Annotated in this window: 13 protein-coding genes and 2 pseudogenes; 8 read left to right on the plus strand and 7 right to left on the minus strand. The window is 59.6% G+C overall.

The features are described from left to right. Positions 1 to 122 precede the first annotated feature (122 nt). From BJP05_RS06010 to rho, 6 genes are read right to left on the minus strand one after another with little or no spacing between them, the layout of a single operon-like run. The gene (locus BJP05_RS06010) at positions 123 to 584 is read right to left on the minus strand and encodes a hypothetical protein (RefSeq protein ID WP_240492719.1); all 462 of its coding nucleotides are present in this window, start codon (positions 582 to 584) and stop codon (positions 123 to 125) included. An 11-nt stretch (positions 585 to 595) separates the two neighbouring features. Further along, positions 596 to 1,738, minus strand: coding sequence for an MraY family glycosyltransferase (locus BJP05_RS06015; RefSeq protein ID WP_070362618.1), 1,143 nt, complete (start codon positions 1,736 to 1,738; stop codon positions 596 to 598). After that, a complete protein-coding gene (locus BJP05_RS06020; protein WP_070362619.1) occupies positions 1,739 to 2,398 on the minus strand; it encodes an L-threonylcarbamoyladenylate synthase in 660 nt (219 codons plus the stop codon). Between the two features lie 37 nt (positions 2,399 to 2,435). Next, a complete protein-coding gene (prmC, locus tag BJP05_RS06025) occupies positions 2,436 to 3,302 on the minus strand; it encodes a peptide chain release factor N(5)-glutamine methyltransferase (protein WP_168156184.1) in 867 nt (288 codons plus the stop codon). Beyond that, the gene (gene prfA / locus BJP05_RS06030; protein ID WP_070362621.1) at positions 3,289 to 4,362 is read right to left on the minus strand and encodes a peptide chain release factor 1; all 1,074 of its coding nucleotides are present in this window, start codon (positions 4,360 to 4,362) and stop codon (positions 3,289 to 3,291) included. Before prfA ends, prmC begins: the two co-directional genes overlap by 14 nt. Beyond that, positions 4,362 to 6,200: a transcription termination factor Rho gene (rho, locus tag BJP05_RS06035; RefSeq protein WP_070362622.1), complete on the minus strand. Its 1,839-nt coding sequence runs from the start codon at positions 6,198 to 6,200 to the stop codon at positions 4,362 to 4,364. Before rho ends, prfA begins: the two co-directional genes overlap by 1 nt. Before the next feature lie 304 nt (positions 6,201 to 6,504). Here rho and BJP05_RS06040 point away from each other — a divergent pair, with 304 nt between their 5' ends. From BJP05_RS06040 to BJP05_RS06060, 5 genes are all read left to right on the plus strand, one after another. Then, the gene (locus BJP05_RS06040) at positions 6,505 to 8,247 is read left to right on the plus strand and encodes a long-chain fatty-acid--CoA ligase (RefSeq protein ID WP_070362623.1); all 1,743 of its coding nucleotides are present in this window, start codon (positions 6,505 to 6,507) and stop codon (positions 8,245 to 8,247) included. 62 nt (positions 8,248 to 8,309) lie between these two features. Beyond that, on the plus strand, positions 8,310 to 9,428 hold the full coding sequence (gene moaA / locus BJP05_RS06045) for a GTP 3',8-cyclase MoaA (protein WP_084028587.1): 1,119 nt from the start codon (positions 8,310 to 8,312) through the stop codon (positions 9,426 to 9,428). A 6-nt stretch (positions 9,429 to 9,434) separates the two neighbouring features. After that, on the plus strand, positions 9,435 to 10,667 hold the full coding sequence (locus BJP05_RS06050; protein WP_070362625.1) for a molybdopterin molybdotransferase MoeA: 1,233 nt from the start codon (positions 9,435 to 9,437) through the stop codon (positions 10,665 to 10,667). 17 nt (positions 10,668 to 10,684) lie between these two features. After that, positions 10,685 to 11,164 carry a cyclic pyranopterin monophosphate synthase MoaC gene (moaC, locus tag BJP05_RS06055; protein ID WP_070362626.1) on the plus strand — a complete coding sequence of 160 codons (480 nt, stop codon included), beginning with the start codon at positions 10,685 to 10,687 and terminating at the stop codon, positions 11,162 to 11,164. Between the two features lie 19 nt (positions 11,165 to 11,183). Further along, on the plus strand, positions 11,184 to 11,756 hold the full coding sequence (locus tag BJP05_RS06060; protein WP_240492720.1) for a molybdenum cofactor guanylyltransferase: 573 nt from the start codon (positions 11,184 to 11,186) through the stop codon (positions 11,754 to 11,756). A 7-nt stretch (positions 11,757 to 11,763) separates the two neighbouring features. Here the strand turns inward: BJP05_RS06060 and BJP05_RS06065 are convergent, their stop codons facing one another. Further along, positions 11,764 to 12,252, minus strand: a complete 489-nt coding sequence (locus BJP05_RS06065) for a molybdopterin-binding protein (RefSeq protein WP_070362628.1) — start codon at positions 12,250 to 12,252, stop codon at positions 11,764 to 11,766. A gap of 215 nt (positions 12,253 to 12,467) precedes the next feature. Here BJP05_RS06065 and BJP05_RS06070 point away from each other — a divergent pair, with 215 nt between their 5' ends. From BJP05_RS06070 to narH, 3 genes and pseudogenes are all read left to right on the plus strand, one after another. After that, positions 12,468 to 13,757, plus strand: coding sequence for an MFS transporter (locus BJP05_RS06070; protein WP_070362629.1), 1,290 nt, complete (start codon positions 12,468 to 12,470; stop codon positions 13,755 to 13,757). 56 nt (positions 13,758 to 13,813) lie between these two features. Beyond that, positions 13,814 to 17,548 (plus strand): annotated as a pseudogene (locus BJP05_RS06075) (nitrate reductase subunit alpha). Then, positions 17,548 to 19,128: pseudogene (gene narH, locus BJP05_RS06080) on the plus strand (nitrate reductase subunit beta); the annotation flags it as partial. The pseudogenes BJP05_RS06075 and narH, both read left to right, overlap by 1 nt. Positions 19,129 to 19,245: the final 117 nt, after the last annotated feature.

Genomic DNA, 19,245 nt, shown 5'->3' on the forward strand with positions numbered 1-19,245 from the left:
CCCACACCCGTTCCAAAAAGGGGTAGACACCCACAAATTCGGTAGTAATTCCCCTACATTCCGACATAGAAAAGCGTTGCCACCCCAAGACGAGGGGGTAGCAACGCAAATGTCTGTACGCCTTAAGGCTTCTGAATATATGCCGTTCGTACGCTCAGTACCCCCATGGCTTCGGCGCCTAACGCAACAACAAGTGCCGCGATCGTAGTTACGCCGAATGCTGTCGAGTCGTAAAACGTCGCGTTCCGAAGCCCAAGCAAGATAAGCACGATGACGACCATCTTGATGAGCCAACCGCCGAGTACGACAGCCATCGTGGTTGTAGGGGTGGAATTTGACGTCACAAGAACACTGATAGCGGTCAACAGCACAAAGCCACCACCAATACCGACCCCCATCAATACAGCCCAAAGACCTGGCGCGCCGCTCACGGCTCCCCATGCCATCAGCGAAATGATAAGCAGCGCCAGCAATGCCAACGTTCCGAAGCGCAGCGCGCGCAGCAGCGGTCGCCGTTGGTCCTCATACTGCTCAGTGTCTGACACTTCCAGGTTCGGCGTCACAGGGTTCTTTGGAGTATCCACGATTGGACATCCTACACAGATACCGGGCCGATCTTGCCTTTCAGCCATGGAATGAGCGTCGCAACAAAGGCCACCACCAACGAAAGGACGGTAAAAGCTACAGCAAATCGGGTGGGGACGATCGAAAAGCTCACCGCACCGAGGGCTACTGCAGAAATCCACATATAGAGGACCAAAACAGTGCGTCTGTGTGTATGCCCGAGGCGAAGCAGTCGGTGGTGAATATGTCCGGCGTCTGCCTCCCACGGTCGCTGTCCACGAATCACCCGTCGAATAACCGCCCAAATCAGGTCAAGCAACGGCAAGGCAATTGCAGCAAGCACAACGATGATTGGGCTCACTAATGCCACCATGTCCGCAGCCCCATAGAGTGACATGTTGATCTTGCCCGACGCTGACGTCGACGCGGCTGCCAGCAGCAATCCAATAAGCATCGCGCCTGAGTCCCCCATGAAAATTCGGGCAGGCTCGAAATTATGCGGCAAGAACCCGGCACAAATTCCGACGAGAATCGAGCAAATGATCGCCGGCGGGTAGGCCGAAACAGCACCACCCTGGTCGTGGAGCACAGTGAGGGAGAAGAGAAGGATAGCTCCCCCGGCGATCATCCCCAGGCCAGCAGCGAGTCCGTCAATGCCATCAACAAAGTTCACAGCGTTGATAATCAACACAGTGAAGAACGCGGACAACAACATACCCTGCACTTGATCGAGGATTAGCGTGGTCCCCTCCCCAAACGGGACGTAAAAGACGGTAAAGACCAGTCCAAGAAAGCTCATGAGGCCAGCTACCAAGAGTTGTCCGCACAGCTTTACGACGGCCCCAAGCTCGTAGAGGTCGTCGATAATTCCAAGAATCACGATGCCGCTCGCACCAGCGAAGACTGCCGTCATCTCGGGCGTCACCGGTGCGAACCCACGTGTGAGCGCCGGGAGCTGCTGCGCAAGAAAAAGGGCGCACACGAGCCCTGTAAACATGGCAAGGCCACCGACAGAAGGCGTCGGCTGGGTATGCACATCGCGTTTGCGGATCTCTGCCACCCTGCCCGTCCGAACGAGCGCTGTGCGCACCACGCCTGTGAGCAGGTAGGTGATCGCTGCGGCAACAAGCAGAACCAAGCCCAATTCACGCAGCGGGACTCCGGCGCCGCCCATCTACTTCCTCCGCAACTGCTCTGGGTCAAGTTTTAGGACTTGAGCAATGCGTTCCGTGCTGATAGCTCCCTCTCGCAGGATGACTGGGCTAGGGCCAGAAATATCGATAATCGTTGACGGGGTGCCAACTTCGGCGGGCCCACCCTCGAGATACACGCCGACTGCCTCCCCGAACTGCTGGCGTGCAGCAGCCGCGTTGAGCGCTGGTGGATTGCCCGTCAGGTTCGCCGACGAGACCGCCATCGGGCCAGTTCGCTGCAGAAGTTCAAGCGCCAGGGGTTGATTCGGCATCCGCAACAACACGGTGCCACGAGTGTCGCCGAGATTCCAGGGAAGGCTCGGGGCTTCCGGAACGACGATTGAAAGCCCTCCCGGCCAAAACGCTTCAACGAGAGTTTTAGCGGTGTCCGTGAACTCCCGCACCAGCCCCTGGATAGTAGTCCAAGACCCTACCAACACTGGCACTGGCATATCGGGGCCCCGCCGCTTCGTTGCCAGCAGTGTCGCCACCGCCTGGTTATTAAATGCGTCGGCGCCGATGCCGTAGACGGTGTCAGTAGGAAGGACGATGCAACGCCCCTCTTTCACTGCGGCTTCTGCTGCCTGCAGTCCTTGTTCGCGTTCTTCTGGTTCGAGGCACTGGAAAACCCTACTCGCCATAATGCTCCTCGTCTCCTTTGTTCAGTACCGGACTAGCTTACTCGCTCCGCTTCCGGGCACAGACAAAGCGTTGCTTTCCGGTGAGGTCCGCTAACCGCTCCACTCTTTCGAACATGCCGGATGCCGTAACGGCGTCGACAGTCAGGTCAGAAGTTGCGTCATCATGTTCAACTGCAAATACTCCGCCCGGTTTCAGCAGCGCCGCAGCCACCGGAACCAGGCCACGTATCGCATCCATACCGTCGTCTCCGGAAAAGACTGCCTCCGGTGGGTCTACGTAGACCTCTGGGTCCAGACCGTCGGTATTGGGAACGTACGGCGGGTTGCTTACCACCATGTCTACGGTGCCATGCAGCGTAGACAACAAGTTGTGATCAGTCATGTCCCCTTCGACGATCCGGACGTTCAAGCCGAGTTCATCGCGATTTCGTTGGGCATACTCGCGAGCAGCTTCGGACCGCTCCACCGCGATCACCTCGGCGCACGGTGCCGCATGCGCGATGTAGAGCGCGAGCGCGCCCGAACCAGTGCCCAGATCCACGACAGTGGGCGCCTGCGAAGTGGCGGACTGCTGCAATGTCTTCACTGCCCAATCGGCTAGGACCTCGGTCTCCGGCCGCGGGATAAACACGCCTGGTCCGACACGCAGCGTCAAAGGCCCAAACGGCGCGGCTCCAACGATGTGCTGGAGTGGTTCGCGCGATGCCCGGCGTTGAATCGCTGCTTCAAACGCTGTTTCAAACTCCTGGTCAACGTCGAGGAACAGTACGTTCATCGGGGTGTCGTCGAGAAGCCAGGCAGCGATCAACCTCGCGTCGACTGCTGGCGTGGCAACGCCCGCGGCCGCAAGCATCTGCGCGCCACGGGCGATGACCTGTTGAGCGGGTTGTTTACTCGGCTTCAAGTCGTTCCTGCCGCTCGTGTGTCTGCAACGCCGTAATCAGATCGTCCATGTTGCCATCGAGCACCGTGTCAAGGTTGTTCGCCTTGTAGTTGATGCGGTGATCCGAAATACGGTTTTCGGGCCAGTTATAGGTCCGAATGCGCTCGGAGCGGTCCATAGTCCGCACCTGGGAAGCGCGTCCCTCGGCGGCTTCGGCCTCGGCCTTCTCGCGCTCGAGCTGGTCAAGGCGAGCTTGCAACACCTGCATTGCGCGGGCGCGGTTCTGAATCTGCGAGCGCTCGTTCTGACAGGTCACCACGATATTCGTCGGCAGGTGGGTAATACGCACGGCGGAGTCAGTGGTGTTCACACCCTGGCCGCCCTTGCCGGAGGATCGGTAGACATCAACGCGAATGTCTTTCTCATCAATATTTACCGACGCCACTTCGTCCGGCTCCGGGAACACATATACACCCGCGGCCGACGTCTGAATGCGGCCCTGCGACTCGGTGACTGGCACGCGCTGCACACGGTGTACGCCACCCTCAAATTTCAGCTTGGACCATGCACCGTCACGTGACGGCGTCTTCGCCTTCACCGCGACGGTCATATCCTTTACGCCGCCAAGGTCCGACTCAGACAAGTCGAGTACTTCCCAGGTCAAGCCGTGCTTCTCGCAGTACTTTTGGTACATGCGGGCGAGGTCGCCAGCGAAGAGGGCCGCCTCTTCACCGCCAGCACCGGCCTTGAGCTCCATGATGATGTCATCACCATCGTGCTCGTCGCGAGGTGCGAGCAGGTCCGCGAGTTCCTCCTCAAGCGCGACGATCTCTTTCGCAAGGCGTTCAGCTTCTTCGGCGAACTCTTTGTCTTCGTACGCCATCTCAGCCGCAGCTTCGTGATCTTCCCTCGCCTGGTTCAGCGCGTCGTTGACCTTGATGATCGGCTGCAGTTCGGCGTAGCGCTTTGAAAGCTTCCGGAATTTATCCTGGTCGCCCGCAATATCTGGGTCGCCCATCTGGGCCTGAATGCCCTCGTATTCGGCGACGTAGTCGTCGACGAGCGAAACTTCGCCAGCCATTAGATGTACTCCTCTGCGTCTTGATCGGCCACCATTGGTGCCGAGTTGGCAACGCCCATCAGGAACTCGCCGTTGCTCTTCGTCTTCTTCAACTGCTTGATCAGCATGTCGATGGACTGCTGCGGGTCAAGTGCCGACAGGATTCGACGCAACTTGTGCATCACGCGCGCTTCATCCGGCCCCATAAGCAGGTCATCCTTGCGGGTACCAGACGGGTTGACGTCGACAGCTGGGAAGACCCGGCGTTCCGCGATCTTACGATCAAGCTTCAGCTCGGCGTTACCGGTGCCCTTGAACTCCTCAAAGATGACGGTGTCACCAGCGGAGCCCGTCTCCACCATCGCCGTAGCGATGATCGTAAGCGAGCCACCCTCCTCGATGTTGCGCGCAGCACCCAGGAAACGCTTCGGCGGGTACAGTGCGTTGGAATCAACACCACCGGACAGGATACGGCCCGATGCCGGCGACGAATTGTTGTACGCGCGACCCAGGCGCGTGATCGAGTCGAGGAGGACTACAACGTCTTGGCCCATCTCAACGAGGCGCTTGGCGCGTTCAATCGCGAGCTCCGCGACAGCGGTGTGCTCTGACGGCGGGCGGTCGAAGGTGGAGGCGATAACCTCACCCTTCACACTGCGTTGCATGTCCGTGACTTCCTCAGGACGCTCGTCAACGAGGACGACCATCAGGTAGCACTCTGGGTTGTTCTTCGCGATTGCGTTCGCGATGTTCTGCAGAATTGTCGTCTTACCAGCCTTTGGAGGGGAGACGATCAGTGCACGCTGACCCTTACCAATCGGCATGACCAGGTCGATCACTCGCGTGGTCAGGATGTTTGGCTCTGTCTCCAGGCGCAGACGCTTATTCGGATACAGCGGGGTCAGCTTGTGGAATTGCTTGCGCTGCTTAGCGTCCTCTGGCGTCATGCCGTTCACGGAATCGACACGGACCAACTGGTTGTAGCGCTGGCGGTTGCGGCCAGAGCCATGCTGGTGACCCTGCCCGTTCGCGCGCACCTGACCGATGACCGCATCGCCGGAGCGCAACCCATTCGCCCGAACGAGGCGGTTGTTCACGTACACATCTGCGCTGCTCTGACGGTAACCAGTGGTGCGGATAAATGCAGCATTGTTGTCAATGACGTCGACGATGCCGGCTACTTCCTGCAGCTCTTCTGGTGGGATGTTCTGGTTATCCTGCTGGTCACGGTTGTTGTCACGGCCGCGGCGTCCACGACGGCCACGGCGTCCACGACGGCCTCCTCCGTCTTCGTCATGGTCGCGGTTGTTACGACCGCCGCGGTCATTGCGTTGGTTGCGGCCGCGGCCGCCGTTGCCGTCGTTGTTGTTTTCAGACTTTTCGTCGGCCGAGCCGTTATCGTGCTTTTCGGGCTTATCGTTCTTCTCGTCGTTCGAGTGCTTCTGTTCTGCGTCGGCATCGTGGGACTCATGATTGTGTCGCGCACGGTTTCGGCGAGCACGGCGTGCCGCAGATCGGGACTCATAGCGCCCCTCGTGCTGCCCGGACTGCTGCTCTTTGCCCTTTTCCTCTTTGCCCGTCTTGTCGCCTTGTTCCTCACTATTTTCAGCGGGATCTGCGGCCTTGCGGGTGGCGCGGCGACGGTTGTCGCTGTGAGTTTCCTCTTCTACTGCCTTCGCAGGTTCTACTGCCTTCGCAGGAGCCTTTCCAGGCACGGTGCCAGTAGTAATTGCTTGGATAAGCTCGCCCTTCCGCAGACCGGAGACACCTTTGAGGCCTTTTTCTGCAGCAAGTTTGCGCAGTTCAGGAATCTTCAGCGCTTGAAGGTCAGTTCCTGCTGCGTTTCCCGTATCTGTCACGGATATCCTTTCGTCACTTCGCCAGCAAAGAGAGTGAACACTGATTCGAAGCTTTCGTGTGCATTGTGTCGTTTCGTTCACTGTGCGCTGCAACTTCGTTAGCAGTAACTGAATTGCCTGCGCGCTCCCCCATGGTCAGTGAAAACCATGTAATAAAACTACGCCACTGCACGTAGATTGCAAAAAGGGGAAGCGGATCGATGAGGTTGGCTGCGCAGCAAAGTTCGTGCGATGCGCATGATCCGCCTTGTATTGTATCGCATGATTGAATTGCGCGTGCTTCATTCGCGCTAAAGTGGTGCCCATGCTTTCAACGATGCAGGAAGTGCCGTTTTCCGTCGGTCGCATTTTGGAGTATGGGCGCACCGCTCACGCCTCGACGAAGTGTACGACGTGGGGGCCCACGGGCGCCGAAGAGTGCACGTTTGCGGACATTGGCGCGCGGGCCAGCGCTTTTGCCAACGCTGCGGAAAACTTGCTGGGCATTGACGGGGACCAGCGCGTGGCTACGTTCATGTTTAACTGCTCCGAGCATATTGAGGTGATGTTTGGTACCGCCGCGAAAGGCGCCGTGTTCACCCCACTGAATATTCAGTTGATGCCGGATCAGATTGCCTATGTGGTGAATCATTCAGAGGCGAAGGTCATTGTGGCTGATCCGCGGCTAGCTGAAAAGCTTGGCCGAGTGATGGAGATGTGCCCGCTGGTTGAGCACATTGTCTTTATTGGCGCTCTGCTCAGCGACGACGTCCTTGGGTTGTCGTTCGGAGCTGCCAAGGTGCATAGCTACGAGCAGCTTCTCGACGGCCAAGCAACACGATACTCGTGGCCGGAACTGCCAGAAAACACTGCAGCCACACTGGTGTATTCGACAGCAACGACTGGCGCGCCAAAAGGCGTGGCGTATTCGCACCGTTCCCTTTGGCTCGAGGCGATGACGCTTCGCTCAACGGATTCACTAGCGATTACGCACGGCGAGTCTTTCCTGTGCTGCATCCCCATCTATCACGTGTTGAGCTGGGGCGTACCGTTCGCAGCGTACGTCACCGGCGCACCGATGGTACTACCAGGTGCCGACGTTTCCGCACCGACGCTTGCAACGATTATTGCCTCGACGCACCCACGCGTGGCACACGGTGTACCGACGCTGTGGATCCAGCTGATGGTGCACTATCTACATACGCCGCCTGAGCGCATGAGCTTGCAGGAGATCTTCGTCGGAGGCTCCCCTGCCCCGCCTGCACTGATCAAGGTGTGGGAGGAACGCTACGGTGTCGACGTCGTCCACGTGTGGGGCATGACGGAAACGTCTACTGTTGGCACGGTGGCACGCCCGCCATCAGGCGCTTCAGGCGAAGCTCGCCAGGCGTATCGTGTGTCCCAGGGACGGTTTGTGCCATGGCTGGAATACCGCGTGGTCAACGATGGAGAGGTGATGGCATCAACTGACCTTTCACAAGGCGAGATGCAGGTGCGAGGAAATTTGGTTGCCAACGGCTACTACCACTCGCCAACCCAAGAAAAGGGCGAGTTGGCCTCGACGTTCCGGGGCAAAGAGATTAATGACGCCCGCCACCACTTCACTGAAGACGGCTGGCTGCGCACTGGTGATGTCGGAACAGTCACCGCCGATGGCTACATGACGTTGTACGACCGTGCACGCGACGTTATCCGATCTGGCGGCGAATGGATCTATTCCGCACAGGTGGAAAACCTCATCATGGAAGCCGAAGATGTCATCGAGTGCGCTGTGATTGGCTTCCCCGACCGCCAGTGGGGCGAGCGCCCACTGGCTATTACCGTGCTTTTGGACGATATCCCGCGCACCGCGGAAACAGCGGAGCGGCTGCGAAAGAATCTCGCCGATGTGTTACCAACATGGATGGCACCTGAGTATTGGACGTTCGTCGATGTGATCGACAAGACTTCGGTGGGCAAGTTTGACAAGAAGGACCTACGGAAACACCTCGCCAAGGGCGACTATGAGATTATCGCGCTGCCGGGCCCCGGTAACCGCGGAAGGAAGACACAAACACCCGAGCAATAAATACGGGTTTTTCACTGCTAATTCTTGACCTGGCGTAATTCGTACTTATTATTGACAGCACTATGCCCATTCACCTTCCTCTTGCATCGCCGTTAGCGTCCCGCGCAGCTTCCGACGGTCCGCTCGCACCAAACGCCAGCTTGGACCCAGGTGAGCAGCCCGCCCCGCGCACGCTCGACGATCGTTTTGGGCGTACGGCACGAGACCTCCGGGTCAGCCTTACCGACCGCTGCAACCTGCGCTGCACGTACTGCATGCCTGCAGAGGGCCTTGAATGGATGCCAACTGAAGAGGCACTCACCGACGAGGAGACTATCCGGCTGATCCGCCTGGCTGTGGAGCACCTCGGCATCCGCCAGGTGCGTTTCACAGGGGGCGAGCCACTGCTGCGGCGCTCGTTGGAACGCATCATCAGTGAGACGAAGACCATGCGCACCGACGAGGGCGTCGCACCCTCAACTGCGGTCACCACGAATGCCCTGGGCCTTGCGCGCCGGGCGCAGAGGCTTGCCGACGCCGGCCTCGACAGAGTGAATGTTTCGCTCGATACCACGGATCGGGAGCTTTACGCACAGCTCACCCGCAGAGACCGCATCGACGACGTGTTTGCGGGCATCGACGCCGCAGTGGAAGCAGGCCTTCAGCCGGTGAAGGTCAACGCGGTAGTGATGCCGGGCATCAACGAAGACGGTGTCACAGACCTCGTGCGCTTTGCGCTGGAACGCGGGCTGCAGCTGCGTTTTATCGAACAAATGCCGCTGGGCCCACGCGAGCAGTGGAAGCGCACCGACATGGTGACGGCGCATGACTTGGTTGAGCGTCTCCGCCACGATTTCACGCTTGCACCTGCCGTCGAGCCACGGGGTTCTGCACCCGCTGCCCTATGGGATGTCACAGACGGTACTCGCAGCGGCAAGCTTGGGATTATCGCGTCTGTGACACACCCTTTCTGTGGCGCCTGCGACCGAACCCGCCTCACGACTGACGGCTCCATCCGGTCCTGCCTGTTCTCGAAAGCGGCCGACGAGGTCTCGCTCCGCGACGTCATGCGTGGGGGTGCCTCCGACGCGGAGCTCGCGGACCTCTGGTCGAAAGCCATGTGGCTGAAGAAGCCCGGACACGGCATTGATGACGAGGGCTTCCTGCAGCCGGAGCGCCTCATGAGCGAAATCGGTGGTTAAGAACTAATGAACACTCTCCCTTCTGTCAACGAACATTTGGCCCGTGTCCTGGCTGCGGCGCGGCCCCGTATTAAGCGCGATGTCCCATTAGGTGACTGCGTAGGCCAAGTACTCGCAGCCGACGTCGTGGCACGGTTCCCAGTGCCACCTTTTTCAAACTCGGCGGTCGACGGCTTCGTAGCCCACGAGTCGGATCTATTCGGTGACGGGCCGTGGGTACTGCCTGTAGCTGGTGAGATCCCGGCCGGACATGACGCAATCGATTGCCCGACTGGCCATGCAGTCCGAATCATGACTGGCGCACCGATGCCGCAACAGGACGGTCTTCATGTCGTCCCAGTCGAGCAGACGAATATCCCCCGAGGCCCTTATCCTCTCCCTAACGAGGTCCAGATCACTTCTGTCGACCTTGGCCGCTCCCACATCCGACATGCTGGTGAGAATGTCGGCGTCGGCGAAGTCGTTGCGCGCGAGGGGACACGGATTGACGCTGGCACACTCGCTGCACTTGTCGCCACTGGTGTCCGCACTGTGGACGTTTTCGAACGCCCGACCGTCGCAGTCGTCTCTACTGGCGACGAGCTCGTTGCCTGGCCCGGCGACATTCGCGGCGCACAAATTCCCGATTCAAACCTGCCAATGGTGGCGACGCTTCTGCGCGAAAGCGGCTACGCCAAGGTATTCACGATGCACGCTGATGACGATACGCAATCGACCGAGGTCTTACTCCAGCAGGCCGCGCAGCAGGCAGACATCGTGGTCACTACCGGCGGAGTCAGCGCTGGAGCGTACGACGTAGTCCGCACTGTCACAGCCTCCTCACCAGATATGTGGTTCGGCCATGTCGCCCAGCGCCCGGGAAGTCCGCAGGGCGTTGGACGATGGTCCGAAGCTGCTTTTATATGCCTGCCCGGAAATCCAGTTGCGGCGTTCGTCTCGTGCGCGCTGTACGCGATCCCGTTACTGCGTGCGAGTGCAGGAAACCGCACGCGTTGCAGCATGGACGAGCGAACAATGGTGGAAGCGGACGTCGATACGCACTTCCCCACCCCGCGCGCAGATCGCCATGTATTCGTACCTGTGCGCCTGCACACCGAACACGGGGCTGTCCGCGCTGAAGCCTTTGCCGGCGGACATGGCGGCTCCGGATTCGTTGCTTCCCTACCTGCAGTGGACGGAATCGCGGTCCTTGCCCCTGGAACCGACGCCCCCACTCGCATCCCAGTGATGCTGTTTTAAAGAAAGAAAGACTCAACATGAAATTTACCCATCTCAATGCTGCTGGCCAGGCCTACATGGTTGACGTTACGGAGAAACAGCCAACCGTACGGAATGCAACCGCGCAAGGTGAAGTCGCTTGCTCGCCTGAGGTGATGAAGGCACTGCGTGAAGGCACCGTGCCGAAAGGCGACGTGTTAGCCGTTGCACGCGTCGCAGGCATTTCGGCTGCGAAGCGCGTGCCGGACTTGCTGCCACTCGCCCACACGATTGGCGTACACGGTTGCGCGGTAGACGTGGAGTTGCGCGAAGACCACGTTTTCATCGAGGCCACCGTTCGCACGGCGGACCGCACCGGTGTCGAGATGGAGGCGCTGACCGCTGTCAGCGTTGCGGCACTTGCCATCGTGGACATGGTCAAGGGTGTCGACCGCTCGGCATTTGTGCGCCGGATGGGGATCGTGGCCAAGTCTGGTGGTCGATCTGGCGACTGGTCGCGCGAGCTTCCCGAGACATAGCGTGCGAGGCGTGCGAAGCGTGCAACACAAGTGGGAGGATGTTGGCGTCATTGTGCTCGCTGGGGGACGCTCGACACGAATGGGCGCCGATAAAGCCCAGGTGAAAGTGAATGGCACCCGCCTCGTTGATGCGGTGTGCGCCCGCATTCCTGATGATGTGCCGCGCATCGTCGTCAGTCCGCAACCGCTGGGAGTGCCTACGGTGAGTGAGGATCCGCCGTTCGGGGGTCCCGTCGCGGGGATTGCTGCAGGGCTCTCGCGTATCGATGCCCCCTTCGTCGCTATCGTCTCCGTCGACGCACCACGATCCCCTGAACTGATCCCGGTACTCTCTCGAGCCGCTCGCGACGGTGCGGACGTTGCGGTCGTTGAAGCTGCGGATGGGTATCTGCAACCGTTATGTGCGGTGTGGAACCGGGCCTCCTTAGTAGCTGCACTCGACGCTGCGGGCTCACGCGACATTCCCGCGAAGCGCCTCTTCGACGCGGTTGAGCACGTAGTACGAGTCCAGGGCACTGGCGCTGAGCGCGACTACGATACGCGGTTGGAACTCGACGAGCTTGGGGACGTCGAGTTTCCCGCTACCGAGTAGCGTCTGGTTAGCGAACCCACTCTGTCAGACTAGGCCACAGCGCAAGGATGACACCGAGGGTGTCTCGCACGCCACCGTGCGAACTCGGGGCGTTGACGATGAGGCTTGCACCAGGCTCCCGGGAAGTGAGACCAATGAGGCCTCGGCAAAGTCCGGCGCGCGGTGAATGCTCCAGCCCGTCGATCAGTACTTGGGTTTCGATGCCGTGGAGCCGTGTGGAGATGAACTCTTCGCTTACTTCAGGGGTGAGGTTGCGCGGTCCGAGCCCGGTGCCACCGCAGGTAAGGATGAGCGAGTTTCCATCCTTCACCGCCTGTGCCATTGCGTTCCGGAGCGCTTCGTCACCTTCCGGGACGATCACCGGCTGCGTGACCTGGAATCCGGCTTCAGTGAGCAGCCGGGTGGCTGCGGGGGATGCTTTGTCTTTTCGCTCGCCCCCGAAAACCCGGTCCGAAACGACGATAACTATCGCTGTGGGGTCCGTAGTTGTTTCCATGAAGTGTTCCTTCCCTGCGCAAATACCAGCATCTGTACAAATCGCCGAATTAAGACACATATATGTTGCGAAATTATACACGACTTTTTTCGTGGATAAGTTGATAGTAGCAGCTCACTGCTACTATTCTTAATATTAGTTGCGGGTTTTTCTGACATTTTTATTCACCCGGAGCATGTAGACCTTTATTGTTTTTCTGAAGAGGATTTCACTCCATGTCCAAGCTTGACACTTCCCAACGGGTACTCACCGGTTGGGACGCTGAAGATCCAGAAAAGTGGGACGCTGGCATTGCATGGCGCACACTTTGGATCACGACGATTTCGATGTTCTTCGGGTTCGTCACCTGGTACATCGTGGCGGCGATTGCGCCGCGGCTCAATGAGATCGGGTTCGACCTCACTGCTGCACAGCTTTACTGGCTTACTGCAGTCCCAGGACTGGCAGCTGGTATCTTCCGCCTGATTTGGATGTTCTTGCCACCAGTTCTTGGTACCCGAAAGCTCATTACGCTTTCGACAGCACTCTTCCTCATCCCACTGGTCGGCTGGTATTTTGCGGTCCAGAGCCCCGAGACTTCATACGCAACCCTGTTGATCCTGTCCTTCATGACAGGTATCGGCGGCGGCATCTTCTCTGGCTTCATGCCGTCGACGGGGTACTTCTTCCCGAAGGCAAAGTCCGGTACAGCGCTCGGCCTCCAAGCCGGCCTGGGCAACCTCGGCATGTCCTTCGTACTGTTGCTGGCGCCTTGGCTGATCGGCATCACCATGATCGGTTCCATTGAGGCATCGGATGGCTCTGGCGCAGCAATTAACGTGCACAATGTCCCAGCGTTCTTCGTCCCTTGGGTCATCATCATGGTGATTGTGTCCTGGCTGATGCTGAAGGACGTTCCTGTAAAGGCGAACTTCCGCCAGCAGATCGATATTTTCGGAAACAAGAACACCTGGATCCTCACCATCATTTACGTGATGACGTTCGGTGCACTTGCCGGGTTCGGCGCGCAGCTCGCGCTCTTGATGAAGAACTCCTTCGGTGAGAACGCGACGAAGCTGCTCGGATGGGCGTTCATGTACGCCCTGCTTGGTGCGCTGATCCGCGCACTGTGGGGCCCACTGTGCGACAAGTACGGCGGTGCAATCTGGACGTTCGTCGCCGGTGTCGGCATGACCGTCACCACTGCAATTGCCGCAATTTTCCTTGCCCGCGGTGGCGACGCCGCAGCACCGTTCTTCTACACGATGCTTGCCATGTCTGTCTTCGCTGGTATCGGCAACGCCGGCACGTTCAAGCAGATGCCGATGATCCTGCCGAAGCGACAGGCAGGCGGTGTCATCGGCTTCACCGGCGCAATCGCCGCGTTCGGCCCGTTCATCGTCGGCGTGCTGCTCACGCTGATGAGCGCACCAACGTTCTTCTGGGGCTGCGTGGTCTACTTCATCTTCGCTACGGCACTCGCATGGATCTACTACGCCCGTCCGAACGCTCCGTTCCCTGGTTAACATCCATTTCATTCACGACCCCGTTTTCTCACTTTCATCCAAGGAGATTGTGAACCATGACTGATGCGACACAGTCCAACCCGCTGTTTAAACTTGGTGGGTTCGTTCGCAAAGGCGACGTCACGCCTTCCGGCCAGCAGATTTTCCTCGAAGGCGGCCGACAAGCCGACGTGTTCTACCGCAACCGTTGGTCCTTCGACAAGATGGTGCGCTCCACACACGGTGTGAACTGCACCGGTTCCTGTTCCTGGAAGGTTTACGTCAAGGATGGCGTCATCACCTGGGAATCCCAGGCGGTTGACTACCCGACTACCGGCCCTGACTTCCCAGAGTACGAACCTCGAGGGTGCCCGCGTGGCGCATCCTTTTCCTGGTACACCTACTCGCCGACGCGCATCCGCTACCCGTACGTGCGTAGCGCGCTGCTGGAGATGTACCGCCACGAAAAGAAGCAACACGACGGCGACCCTGTCCTCGCCTGGCGTGCGATCCAGGAAGACCCAGTCAAGCGTCGCGCCTACGTCGGTGCCCGCGGCAAGGGCGGCCTGGTGCGCGTTGCCTACGAAGAGGCCGTCGAGATCGCTGCAGCAGCACACGTGTACACCATCAAGCAGTGGGGCCCGGACCGCATCGCTGGCTTCACAGTGATTCCTGCGATGAGCCAGGTCTCCTACGCCGCCGGTACCCGTTTCTTGGGGCTGATCGGTGGCGCGATGCTGTCCTTCTACGACTGGTATGCAGACCTGCCCCCTGCCTCCCCGCAGACGTTCGGCGATCAGACGGATGTGCCTGAGTCGGGCGACTGGTTCAACTCTTCCTACCTGATGATGTGGGGCTCGAACATCCCGGTGACCCGTACGCCGGACTCACACTTCATGACCGAGGTGCGTTACAAGGGCACCAAGATCGTCGTGGTTTCCCCGGACTACAACGATGCGGCGAAGTTCGCCGACGAGTGGATGCGCATGTCGCCGGGCACCGACGGCGCGCTCGCCTTCGCGATGGGCCACGTTATCTTGAGCAAGTTCCATGTAGCGCAGCAACCGCAGTACTTCATGGATTACATGCTCAAGTACACGGATGCGCCGTTCCTGGTAGAGCTTGATCAGCTCGAGGACGGCACCTTGGCTCCAGGCAAGTTCCTCACCGCAGACAAGCTTGACGACGCCTCCCTGGCCAGCAGCGATAACGCACAGTACCGTCTGCTCAACATTGAAGCGGACGGTACCGTTGTCGACCCAGGTGGCACTATCGCGGACCACTACAAGACCGATCCGGGCAAATGGAATCTCCGCCACGATAACGCGAACCCGGTGATGTCCATGGCGGATACCAACTCCTACGGCACAGCCGAGGTGTGCTTCCCACGCTTCGACATGGATGCCTCGCGCGAGGCTTTGGACTCGGACGGTCCTATCGGCGCTGGCGTCTACCGCCGCGGTGTTCCGGTCCGCGAGGTCGCAGGCCGCACCGTCACCACCGTGTACGACCTCATGCTGGCGCACTACGGTGTGAACCGTCCGTCGCTGCAGCTGCCTGGCTCTTGGCCGGCTGACTTTAACGACGCCTCTGAGGTCGGCACGCCCGCATGGGCAGAAGAGCTGTCGAGTGTTCCGGTTGCGCAGATCGAGCGCATCGCTACAGAGTTCGCGCAGAACGCGCTGGACTCGAAGGGCCGCTCCCAGATCATCATGGGCGCGGGCGCGAACCACTACGTCCACGCGGACTCGATCTACCGCACTTTCCTTGCGCTGACTTCTATGTGTGGCACCCAAGGTGTCAACGGCGGCGGTTGGGCGCACTACGTGGGTCAGGAGAAGCTGCGCCCTCAGTCGGGCTGGAGCCAGTACGCGTTCGCGAATGACTGGAACCGTCCGCCGCGCCACATGATCACCACCGGGTTCTACTACCTGACCACGTCCCAGTGGCGGTACGATAACTCGAAGGCTTCCAGGATGGCCTCGCCGCTGGCTCGTAAGGGCGCGTCGGAAGATAAGTTCCTGTCGGAGACGCTGGTCGAGGCCATGAAGCGTGGCTGGATGCCGTCGTATCCGCAGTTCAACCGCAACCCACTGCTGCTTGCTGAGCAAGCGAAGGAAGCGGGCATGGATGTGAAGGACTACGTCGTCGACCAGCTCGAGTCGGGTCAGATGGAGTTCGCTGCTGAGGATCCGGATGCTCCGGAGAACTGGCCTCGCATCCTGCTGAACTGGCGCACGAACCTGATGGGTTCTTCGGCAAAGGGTACCGAGTACTTCCTGCGCCACATGTTGGGGGTTGATTCGGATGTCTCCGCGGAAGAGCTGGCCGAGGATGAGCGCCCGAAGTCGATTCGCTGGCGCGAAGAGGCACCGATGGGCAAGCTCGACCTGATGATGACTACGGACTTCCGTAACACCTCGACCACCCTGGTGTCAGACATCGTTTTCCCTGCGGCCACCTGGTACGAGAAGAACGACTTGTCCACGACGGATATGCACCCGTTCATCCATACGTTTAACGCTGCGATCAACCCGCCGTGGGAGGCCCGCAGTGACTGGGAGATCTTCCGCGATATGTCCGACGCTGTTTCCCGCATGGCCGGCAAGTGGCTGGGAGTACAGACGGACATCGTCACCGCGCCTATCTCCCACGACGCACCGGACGAGATCAACCCGAACATGGCGAACGGCGTGGTGCCCGATGTCAAGGAAGTCGGCATGATTCCGGGCCAAACGATGGCAAAGCTGGTCCCGGTTGAACGCGACTACACCAAGGTGTTCGAGAAGTGGATGTCTTTCGGCCCACTGACCGAGAAGGCTGGTACGAACGTACACGGCACGCCGTTTAACGTTGAAAAGCAGGTTGGTGAGCTCTTCGGTATGAACGGCGTCGCTGAGACTGCTTCAGCAGGCGACCGCCCAGCATTGAACTCTGCGGTGAAGGCCGCACAAGCGATCCTGCACCTGTCCGGTGTGTCCAACGGCGAAGTCGCACGCAACGGTTTCGAAAACCTGGGCAAGATGCTCGGTTCGGACACTAGCGAGTTCTGGGAAGGCACCGAGGACGCCCAGATCGTGTGGGACAAGGTCAAGGAACGCCCGCAAGAGGTCATCACCTCGCCGGAGTGGTCTGGGGACAAGCGCGATGGGCGTCGCTACACCGCGTTCTCGCTGAACCTCGCGATGGACAAGCCCTGGAACACGCTTTCCGGTCGCATGCACTACTTCATCGATCACGACTGGTTCATTGACTACGGCGAGCAACTCCCCGTGTTTAAACCTCCGCTTGACCGCATGCGTCTTAATGGTGAGACCCGTCCGGGCGAGATTCTCAAGGGCGAGGACGGCAATCCAGAGATCACGGTGCGCTACCTCACCCCGCACAATAAGTGGTCGATTCACTCGCAATACTTCGACAACCTTCATGTTTTGTCCATCTCCCGCGGTGGCCAGGTCGTCTGGATGTCGGATGCGGATGCTCAGAAGATCGGTGTCAAGGACAACGAGTAGGTTGAGCTCTACAACCGCAACGGTGTTGTCTCAGCGCGTGCTGTGGTCACCCACCGCATTCCGGAAGGAACGGTCATCATGAACCACGCGCAGGAACGCACAGTGGGCACACCACTGAACGAGCGTTCCGGCCGACGTGGCGGCACGCACAACTCGCTGACCCGCATCACCATCAAGCCACTGCATGTGGCTGGTGGCTACGGCCACTTGACCTACGGATTCAACTACATCGGCCCAACCGGCAACAACCGCGACGAGGTTACCCGCATCCGTCGTCGCTCCCAGGAGGTGCAGTACTAATGCGAGTTATGGCGCAAATTGCCATGGTCATGAACCTGGACAAGTGCATCGGATGCCATACGTGTTCGGTGACGTGTAAGCAGGCATGGACCAACCGTGAAGGCACGGAGTACATCTGGTTCAACAACGTTGAAACCCGTCCCGGTGTGGGCTACCCACGCTCGTGGGAGGACCAGGAGAAGTGGAAGGGCGGCTGGAAGCTTGACGGCAGCGGCAAGCTCAAGCCACGCCAGGGTGGACGTATCAAGCGTCTGGCCACTATTTTCCACAACCCGAACATGCCGACGATCGAGGACTACTACGAGCCGTGGACCTATGAGTACGAGAAGCTCATCAGCGCCCCAGCTGGCCAGAAGACGCAACCGACGGCTCGGCCGAAGTCGCAGATCACTGGCAAACCGATCGACACGATCTCCTGGTCTTCGAACTGGGATGACAATCTTGGTGGTTCGACGGCAACCATGGACGATGACCAAGTCCTGGAGAAGATGAACCTGGAGGTGAAGAAGGAAATTGAAGAGTCCTTCATGTTCTACCTCCCGCGCATCTGTGAACACTGCCTGAACCCAACGTGTGTGTCTTCCTGCCCGTCAGGCGCGATGTACAAGCGCACTGAGGACGGCATCGTCCTGGTTGACCAGGACAGCTGCCGCGGCTGGCGCATGTGCGTCTCTGGCTGCCCGTACAAGAAGGTGTACTTCAACCACAAGACGGGCAAGGCCGAAAAATGTACGCTGTGCTACCCGCGCATTGAGGTCGGCCAGCCGACCGTGTGCTCGGAGACATGTGTGGGGCGTCTGCGTTACCTTGGCGTACTGCTCTACGACGCGGACCGTGTTGCAGAGGCGGCGTCGACACCCGATGAGAAGGACCTGTTTGAGGCGCAGAAGTCGCTCTTCCTCGATCCACGCGACCCTGAGGTCGTCCGCGCGGCGACCGAAGAGGGCATCCCGCACTCTTGGATCGAGGCGGCGCAGAACTCCCCGATCTACGATCTGATTTTCACGTACGGTGTGGCGCTGCCGCTACACCCAGAGTTCCGCACACTGCCGATGGTGTGGTACATCCCGTCGCTGTCGCCGATCGTCGATCAGGTGACCAAGACTGGTGCTGACGGCGAAGACCACAAGGTACTGCTCAGCGCGATCTCCAACATGCGTATCCCGCTCGAGTACCAGGCTGGCCTGTTCACTGCAGGTGACACCGTCCCAGTCGAGCTTTCGCTGCGTAGGCTCGCCGCGATGCGTTCCTACATGCGCGACATCAACCTAGGCCAGCCGACGAACGAGGCGATTGCAAGCGCCGTCGGTATGACTGGCAAAGACCTGGAAGCGATGTATCGCCTGCTGGCGATCGCCAAGTACGACGACCGCTACGTCATCCCGACCACCTCGCCGGAGACCCCGCGTGGTGTTGCCTCGCTGGATCCGTTTGGCGGCGTCGACCCTGCCAGTGGCGACCTGATGGCCAACCTGGGCATGGGTGCGCCGAGCGCCTGCCACGAAGAGGCAGACAACGCGCAGCCTGGCAAGGTGTCACTCATGTCGTGGACCGGCGACCGCCCTGACGCGATGTTCCCCACCGCGCTGAAGACTCGCGAGCCGAAGACTGCAAGCGAGAACTACCGCCCTGCTGCTCCGGAAGCATCGACTCCAACGCCGAACCCGGTTGAGGAAGGACCGAGTGCTGACGGCAAC

Source organism: Corynebacterium sp. NML98-0116 (genome assembly GCF_001767255.1).
GTDB lineage: Bacteria > Actinomycetota > Actinomycetes > Mycobacteriales > Mycobacteriaceae > Corynebacterium > Corynebacterium pseudogenitalium.